A 7528-nucleotide genomic window follows, 5' to 3' on the forward strand; every position below is an offset into this window, starting at 1 on the left:
GTTAACCAATAATGAGACGGACCACTAGCTGTACTGACCACGGAGGTTGGTGACAGGCGAGCCTGCTGGACATGAGGAGGACCCCCGGGTGGGGTGGAGCTGTCTGACGGCAACACACCCACCCCGGAGGTCCTCATGTCCCACCGTGATGCCCCGTTGTCCCCGACCGGGCGGGAGCGCCTGGCCCGCTGCGTGGTGGAGGATGGCTGGTCTCTGCGGCGGGCCGCGGACCGGTTCGGCGTGTCGGTCACCACGGCGCAGCGCTGGGTTCGTCGGTACCGCGAGCACGGCAAGGACGGCATGGTGGACCGGTCGTGCCGGCCGCACCGCTCGCCGGGGCGGCTGGACCTGCGTACCGAGCGGCGGATCCTCGGGTTGCGCGTGTCGCGGCGGTGGGGGCCGGAGCGGATCGCCTACCGGTTGCGGTTGAACCCCTCGACGGTGCACAACGTGCTGCGCCGCTACCAGGCGCCGCCGCTGGCCTGGACCGACCCGGCCACCGGGGCCCGGCTGCGGGCCAAGCCGAAGGCGCGCCGCTACGAGCACGACGCGCCTGGCGAGCTGGTGCACGTGGATGTCAAGAAGCTCGGGCGGATCCCCGACGGCGGCGGGCACCGGGTCCACGGCCGCGCGAAGGGCACCCGGATCAAGGGCACCACCAAACCCGGCATGGCGTGCGTGCACAACGCCGTGGACGACCACTCGCGGCTCGCCTACAGCGAGGTCCTGCCGGACGAGAAGAAGGAGACGACCGCCGCGTTCTGGAGACGGGCGAACGCCTACTTCACCTCCTGTGGGGTCACCGTCAAACGGGTCTTGACCGATAACGGATCCGCTTACCGGTCAAAGGTATTCGCTGAAGCGCTCGGCGAGGTGGTGCACAAGCGGACCCGGCCGTACCGGCCACAGACCAATGGGAAGGTCGAACGGTTCAACCGCACGCTCGAGCAGGAGTGGGCCTACGCCCGGCCCTACGCCAGCGAGGCCGAGCGCGTCGCTGCCCTGTCCGAGTTCCTGCACACCTACAATCACCATCGCGGCCACACCGCGCTCAAGGGCCACTCACCAGCGAGCCGCGTGCCCAACCTCTGTGGGGAGAACAGCTAGCGCCCCGCCTCGAGTGGCCTATTCTTGGGCCGCGGTCGCGAGCCGCCATTTTCCCGCTCCCACAGTCTGAGATCGACACCCCCATGACTTCTCCCGCCTCCGGTCTCCCGGTCATCGTCGACGCCTTCCGGTCAAGCAGTGGCGCTCGTGAGGTTCTTGCTGAAGCGGCGAAGGGCGCCCGGGTCGTCGAGGTGTCGGCGAGTGAGGGCTCTCGGCCCTTTCTGCTTACTGCCCTGGCACAGGAACTCGGTCAAGCAGCCCCCTTGCTCGTCGTGACGGCGACGACACGTGAAGCGGAAGACCTCGCCGTGGCGCTCTCGTGCTTCCTGCCCCATGAGCGGATCGCCGTCTTCCCGAGCTGGGAGACGCTCCCACACGAGCGGCTCTCACCGCGCAGCGACACGGTGGGCCGCCGTCTCGCCGTGCTTCGGCGCATCGCCCATCCCGACGAGTCGGACCCGTCATACGGGCCGCTGTCCGTTGTCGTCGCGCCGATCCGGGCCGCGCTCCAGCCGCTCACCAAGGGGCTCGGAGAGCTCGTGCCGGTGTCCCTCAGGCGGGGTGAGGAACGCCCGCTGGAGGACGTCGTCGAGGCACTCGTGAGTGCGGCCTACGCCCGCACCGACCTCGTGGAACGTCGCGGCGAGTTCGCCGTCCGGGGCGGCATCCTCGACGTCTTCCCGCCGACCGAAGAGCACCCGGTCCGCGTCGAGTTCTGGGGTGACACCGTCGAGGAGATCCGCTGGTTCAAGGTTGCCGACCAGCGCAGCCTCGAGATCGCCGAGCGCGGCCTCTGGGCCCCGCCGTGCCGGGAGGTCCTGCTGACCGAGCCGGTGCGACAGCGTGCCGCGGCGCTCAAAGACCAGCTCCCGGGCGTCTCCGAGATGCTCGCCAAGCTCGCCGACGGCATCGCCGTCGAAGGGATGGAGTCGCTCGCTCCCGCCCTCGTCGACGGTATGGAGTCGCTCCTCGACGTCCTGCCCCCGCAGTCGATCGTCGTGCTGGCCGACCCGGAGAAAGTGCGCCGCCGCGCCCACGACCTCGTCGCCACGAGCGAGGAGTTCCTCGGAGCGAGCTGGGCCAATGCCGCCGCTGGCAACGACGTGCCCGTCGACCTCGCAGCCGTGCTCGGCACTGCCTCCTTCTGGACCATCGCTCAGACCCGAGCGCACGCACTCGAGTCGGGACGACCCTGGTGGACCCTCACGCCCTTCGCGCAGGACGAGGACCTCGTCATCGAGGACGACGACGTCGATGCCCGCCTCACGGTGCGGACCGCGGACCCCGAGGCGTTCCGAGGTGACACCCCCCGCGCCATCGAGCACTTCAGGTCTCGGACACACGACGGCTGGCGTCTCGCAGTCGTCACCGAGGGGCCGGGCCTCGCGCGGCGCGTCGCCGATGTGCTGCGCGAGCACGACATCCCGGTCCGTGCGCTCGACGGCTCGCTCGAGCCCGGCATCGTCTCCATCACCACTGGAGCCCTCGACCGGGGCTTCGTGCACGAGGCCGGACAGCTCGAGGTCCTCACTGAGACCGACCTGACGGGACAAGCGGGGGGAGGCGGCACGTCGACGAAGGACATGCGCCGCATGCCCTCCCGCCGGCGCAACCAGGTCGACCCGCTCCAGCTGCGCCCTGGCGACTACGTCGTCCACGAGCAGCACGGCGTCGGCCGGTTCGTCGAGATGATGCAGCGCACGGTGGGCGGGGCGACGCGGGAGTACCTCGTCATCGAGTACGCCTCGTCCAAGCGCGGCCAGCCCGGTGACCGGCTCTACGTGCCCACCGACCAGCTCGACCAGGTGACGAAGTACGTGGGCGGGGAGGCGCCCAGCCTCAACAAGATGGGCGGGTCCGACTGGCACAAGACGAAGTCGCGGGCGAAGCGCTACGTCAAGCAGATCGCCGCCGACCTCATCAGGCTCTACAGCGCGCGGATGGCGACCAAGGGTCACGCCTTTGGCCCCGACACCCCGTGGCAGCGAGAGCTCGAGGAGGCCTTCCCCTACGTCGAGACCACGGACCAGCTCTCGAGCATCGACGAGGTCAAGGAGGACATGGAGCGGGAGGTCCCGATGGACCGGCTCATCTGTGGCGATGTCGGCTACGGCAAGACCGAGATCGCGGTGCGGGCGGCGTTCAAGGCGATCCAGGACGGCAAACAGGTCGCCGTCCTCGTGCCGACGACCCTCCTGGTCACCCAGCACCACCAGACCTTCTCCGAGCGTTACGCCCAGTTCCCCGTCACGGTCAAGGCGCTGTCGCGGTTCCAGACGGACGCTGAGGCCAAGGAGGTGCTCGAGGGACTCGCCGACGGCAGCATCGACCTCGTCATCGGGACCCACCGACTGCTCGCCAAGGACGTCCGGTTCAAGGACCTCGGCCTCGTCGTCGTCGACGAGGAGCAGCGCTTCGGCGTCGAGCACAAGGAGCTGCTCAAGACGATGCGGACTGCCGTCGACGTGCTGTCGATGTCCGCCACCCCGATCCCGCGGACGCTGGAGATGGCCGTCACCGGCATCCGGGAGATGTCGACCCTCGCGACCCCGCCCGAGGAACGCCACCCCGTCCTGACCTTCGTCGGGGCCTACGACGAGAAGCAGATCACTGCCGCGATCCGACGGGAGCTGCTCCGCGAGGGCCAGGTCTTCTTCGTGCACAACAAGGTCAGCAGCATCGAGAAGGCGGCGGCCCGGCTGCGCGAGCTCGTTCCGGAGGCCCGCATCGCGACGGCTCACGGCCAGATGGGCGAGAAGAAGCTGGAGCAGGTCGTCCTCGACTTCTGGGAGAAGCGCTTCGACGTCCTCGTCTGCACGACGATCGTCGAGACCGGTCTCGACATCTCGAACGCCAACACGTTGATCGTGGAGCGCGCCGATGTTCTGGGCCTGTCGCAGCTGCACCAGCTGCGCGGGCGAGTCGGTCGCGGCCGCGAACGCGCCTACGCCTACTTCCTGTATCCGCCGGAGAAGCCCCTCACCGAGACGGCGCACGACCGGCTCCGGACCATCGCGAGCCACACCGACCTCGGCGCTGGCATGCAGGTTGCGATGAAGGACCTCGAGATCCGCGGCGCCGGTAACCTCCTCGGCGGTGAGCAGTCCGGCCACATCGCCGGCGTCGGCTTCGACCTCTATGTCCGGCTCATCGGCGAGGCCGTCGCGGACTTCCGCGGCGAGGGCGAGACGGCTCCGACCGAGATCAAGATCGAGCTGCCCGTCGACGCGCACCTGCCCCACGACTACGTGCCGGGGGAGCGGCTGCGGCTCGAGGCCTACAAGAAGCTCGCGACGGTCGAGACCTTCGAGGCGGTGGACGACATCGAGGCGGAGCTGCGCGACCGCTACGGGAACCCGCCCGAGCCGGTCCAGAACCTTCTCGAGGTCGCTCGGCTACGGGTCGTCGCCCGGCGGGCAAAGATCGCCGACGTCGGCCTGCAGGGCAAGGTCGTGCGTTTCGGTCCGGTCAAGGACCTGCGCGAGAGCCAGCAGCTGCGCCTCATGCGTCTCTACCCCGGCACCATCGTCAAGGACCAGCTCGGCGTCATCCTGGTCCCGGCGCCCATGACGGCGCGCGTGGGTGGGAAGCCACTGCGCGACGTCGAGATCCTCCTGTGGGCGCGCCAGCTGATCGAGGCAGTGCTCCTGGCCGACATCGCGGCTGCGGCGACTGCTGCGTCGGGCGCCTCAACGGCCCCGTAAGATGACAACGCATTCCGCTCGAGGAGGATCTGTGAAGGCTTGGTCAGGTGAGGCTGGGACTGCGAAGCGGCTGGCCGTCAGTGCCGTCGCCGGTGCGGCAGCCGTGTCGTTGCTCGGCGCATGCAGCATGGCGACGCACCAGCAGGCAGCCGCCGTGGTCAACGGTCATGTCATCTCGCTGTCCGACGTCGAGCAGACGACGCAGCAGCTGCAGGCCGCCAACCTCGACTTCTCCGAGCAGATCGTCGTGACGGCCCTCATCGCTGCGCCGCTCCTGCACCAGACGGTGGAGGCCTCGGGCAGCTGGAAGCCCGACGCCACCTACGCGAGCGTCGTCAACGCCATGCCGGATGCGACCGACACGACGAAGGAGTTCGTCTCGGCCGTCGCCCTGCTGCAGTCGGCGCAGATGACCCAGCAGGACGTGGCGCAGTACCGCAAGGACCTCAAGCAGGCCAAGATCTCGGTCAACCCGCGCTTCGGCACGCTCCAGCCCTCCAACGAGGGGCCGGTCTACTTCACCCTCGGGCAGTCGACGCCAAACTGGATCAAGCCGACCGACCAGGCCAAGTGACACGGGCGGTCCCATGCCGCACCGGTTGACGATCCTCCTCACGACCCCACGGGTCGCGCCGGGCCTCCTCACCCGGGACGCCTGGCACGCACTCGAGAGCGCCGACGCCCGCTGGGCGCGTGAGGGCGAGTACCAGGCGCAGTCGCTCATCGATGCCGGGCTCGAGCTGGACGTGCGCGCAGCAGCGGCGCCTGCCGACCTCGCCCGTGATCTCGTGTCGGCCGCACAGCACGGCGCGGTGCTCTGGGTCGGCTCCGCGGATGGGGATCCCGGCCTCACCGATGCCATCGCGGCGGAGGTCTCCCGGCTCACCGACCCTCCGGAGGTGGAGCTGCTCGTCGGCTCCCACGACGTGCAGGGCGCGCGACTGCTCGATGTGGTCGCCGTGATGGATCGCCTGCGCTCACCCGGTGGCTGTCCGTGGGACGCGCAGCAGACGCCCCAGACCCTCGTGCCCTACCTCCTCGAGGAGGCGCACGAGGCGATCGAGGCCATCGAGTCCGGTGATGCCGACCACGTCCGTGAGGAGCTCGGCGATCTCCTCCTCCAGGTGGCCTTCCAGTCCCGCGTGGCCGAGGAGGACCCGACCACGCCGTTCGACATCGACGACGTCGCGGGCGGTCTCGTGGAAAAACTGGTGCGCCGCCACCCTCACGTCTTCGGCTCGGTCGACGCAGCCACGCCCGAGGCGGTCGAGGCGAACTGGGACGCGATCAAGGCGTCGGAGAAGCCGGACCGTCTCCACCCGCTGGAGGGGATCCCGCAGTCGCTCCCGGCGCTCGCGCGTGCCGACAAGTCGATCGGGCGCCTCGAGCGCGCTGGTCTCGGCGAGAGGGTCGACGCGGCGGTCGCCGGCAGTGACCTGGGCGCGCGCTTCCTCGCGCTCGTCCGTGAAGCTCGCGCCGACGGCATCGACGCCGAGGCTGCCCTGCGCGCGACGCTGCGACGCCTCTCGCCCTGACGGCCGAAGAGCTGCGGCCGGCCGCCACAGGTATGCCAGTCACCTCGTTGGTGCGGGCAGCCCACCGTGCGCGTTCGCTCAGTAGGCACCGCGGGCGGTGAAGACCGCGTGAATCGTGCGAACGATGATCGCCAGATCCTGGACGATCGACCAGTTGTCGACGTAGTACAGGTCGAGGCGCACGGCGTCGTCCCAGGAGAGGTCAGAACGACCAGATACTTGCCACAAGCCGGTGAGGCCCGGACGGACATGCAGGCGGCGCTGCGCGTCGGCGGGGTAGCGACGAACCTCCTCGGGGAGTGCTGGACGTGGTCCCACGATGCTCATCTCACCCATGATCACATTGAGGAGTTGTGGTAGTTCATCAGCAGAGAACCGACGGATCAACCTCCCTACACGTGTCACCCGGGGATCCTCGTGCATCTTGAACAAAACCCCGTCGGAGTTCACGTTGTGCTCACGAAGGGAGATCAGCCGAGACTCGGCGTCTACACACATGCTGCGGAACTTGAGGCAGTGGAAGAACTCTCCGTCCCGTCCCACCCGGGTCTGGCGGAATAGGATTGGGCCGTGGTCTTCCATCCGGATGGCAAACGCAATGAGCGCCATGAGTGGGGCGGCAAGCACGAAGATCAAGCCGGCGCCGGCCAGGTCGAATGCTCGCTTGAGGCGTCGTGAAGCAGCAAGGCTCTGAGGTTGCTCCACGTGGACAAGCGGCAGGCCTCCGACCGGGTACATCTGCATTCGCCCGGCCGATATGTCGCTGAGACTCGGGACGACGACCATCTCCACCGGTAGGCCCTCCAGCGTCCAGGCGAGTCGACGGAACTCCGCCGACGTGGTGAACGCGCCCTCGGTGAAGACGATCGCATCGGCGTCGCCGTCGAGGGCTGCATGTGCGGCCGCGGTCGTCGTGCCTAGGACGGGGATGCCTCCCGGAGTCCTCTCCATGGATAGGGACGGCAGTAGAGCCCCTACGACGTGGTAACCCATCCAGCACTCGCGTCGGAGCACCGCTGAAACTTCGTCCACGTGCACGGGCGAGCCAGAGACGATGACCCTGGACATCAAGTAGCCCCTCCTGCGGAGGCGGTTCACGAATTTTCGTGCGCTCCACCGCCACATGAGGAGGCTCGGCACGGCCACCAGAAACAGGATCAAGAAGAATCCCCGCGACAGCTG

General features: G+C 68.7%; 5 protein-coding genes. 4 read left to right on the forward strand and 1 reads right to left on the reverse strand.

From position 1 onward, the window contains the following. Window positions 1-135: 135 nt before the first annotated feature. The 4 genes from N864_RS16705 to N864_RS16720 all read left to right on the forward strand — a co-directional run bounded on the left by N864_RS16705 (window position 136) and on the right by N864_RS16720 (window position 6346). A complete protein-coding gene (locus tag N864_RS16705; RefSeq protein WP_034719446.1) occupies window positions 136-1107 on the forward strand; it encodes an IS481 family transposase in 972 nt (323 codons plus the stop codon). A gap of 83 nt (window positions 1108-1190) precedes the next feature. Continuing rightward, window positions 1191-4811, forward strand: a complete 3621-nt coding sequence (gene mfd / locus N864_RS16710; protein WP_034719439.1) for a transcription-repair coupling factor — start codon at window positions 1191-1193, stop codon at window positions 4809-4811. Window positions 4812-4842: 31 nt separating this feature from the next. After that, window positions 4843-5385 carry a hypothetical protein gene (locus N864_RS16715; protein ID WP_240474369.1) on the forward strand — a complete coding sequence of 181 codons (543 nt, stop codon included), beginning with the start codon at window positions 4843-4845 and terminating at the stop codon, window positions 5383-5385. Between the two features lie 13 nt (window positions 5386-5398). Beyond that, a complete protein-coding gene (locus tag N864_RS16720) occupies window positions 5399-6346 on the forward strand; it encodes a nucleoside triphosphate pyrophosphohydrolase (protein ID WP_034719441.1) in 948 nt (315 codons plus the stop codon). 78 nt (window positions 6347-6424) lie between these two features. On the opposite strand, the gene N864_RS16725 is transcribed toward N864_RS16720, so the two are convergent. Beyond that, window positions 6425-7528: sugar transferase (locus N864_RS16725; protein ID WP_034719444.1), on the reverse strand; the 1104-nt coding region annotated here is incomplete at its 5' end.

This window comes from Intrasporangium chromatireducens Q5-1 (assembly GCF_000576575.1).
GTDB classification, from domain to species: Bacteria; Actinomycetota; Actinomycetes; order Actinomycetales; family Dermatophilaceae; genus Intrasporangium_A; species Intrasporangium_A chromatireducens.

What these genes read in the sequence shown, in the direction of transcription:
- N864_RS16720 (WP_034719441.1), top strand. Translation starts at nt 5,399, where the DNA reads ATGCCGCACCGGTTGACGATCCTCCTCACGACCCCACGGGTCGCGCCG.
- N864_RS16705 (WP_034719446.1), top strand. Translation starts at nt 136, where the DNA reads ATGTCCCACCGTGATGCCCCGTTGTCCCCGACCGGGCGGGAGCGCCTG.
- mfd (WP_034719439.1), top strand. Translation starts at nt 1,191, where the DNA reads ATGACTTCTCCCGCCTCCGGTCTCCCGGTCATCGTCGACGCCTTCCGG.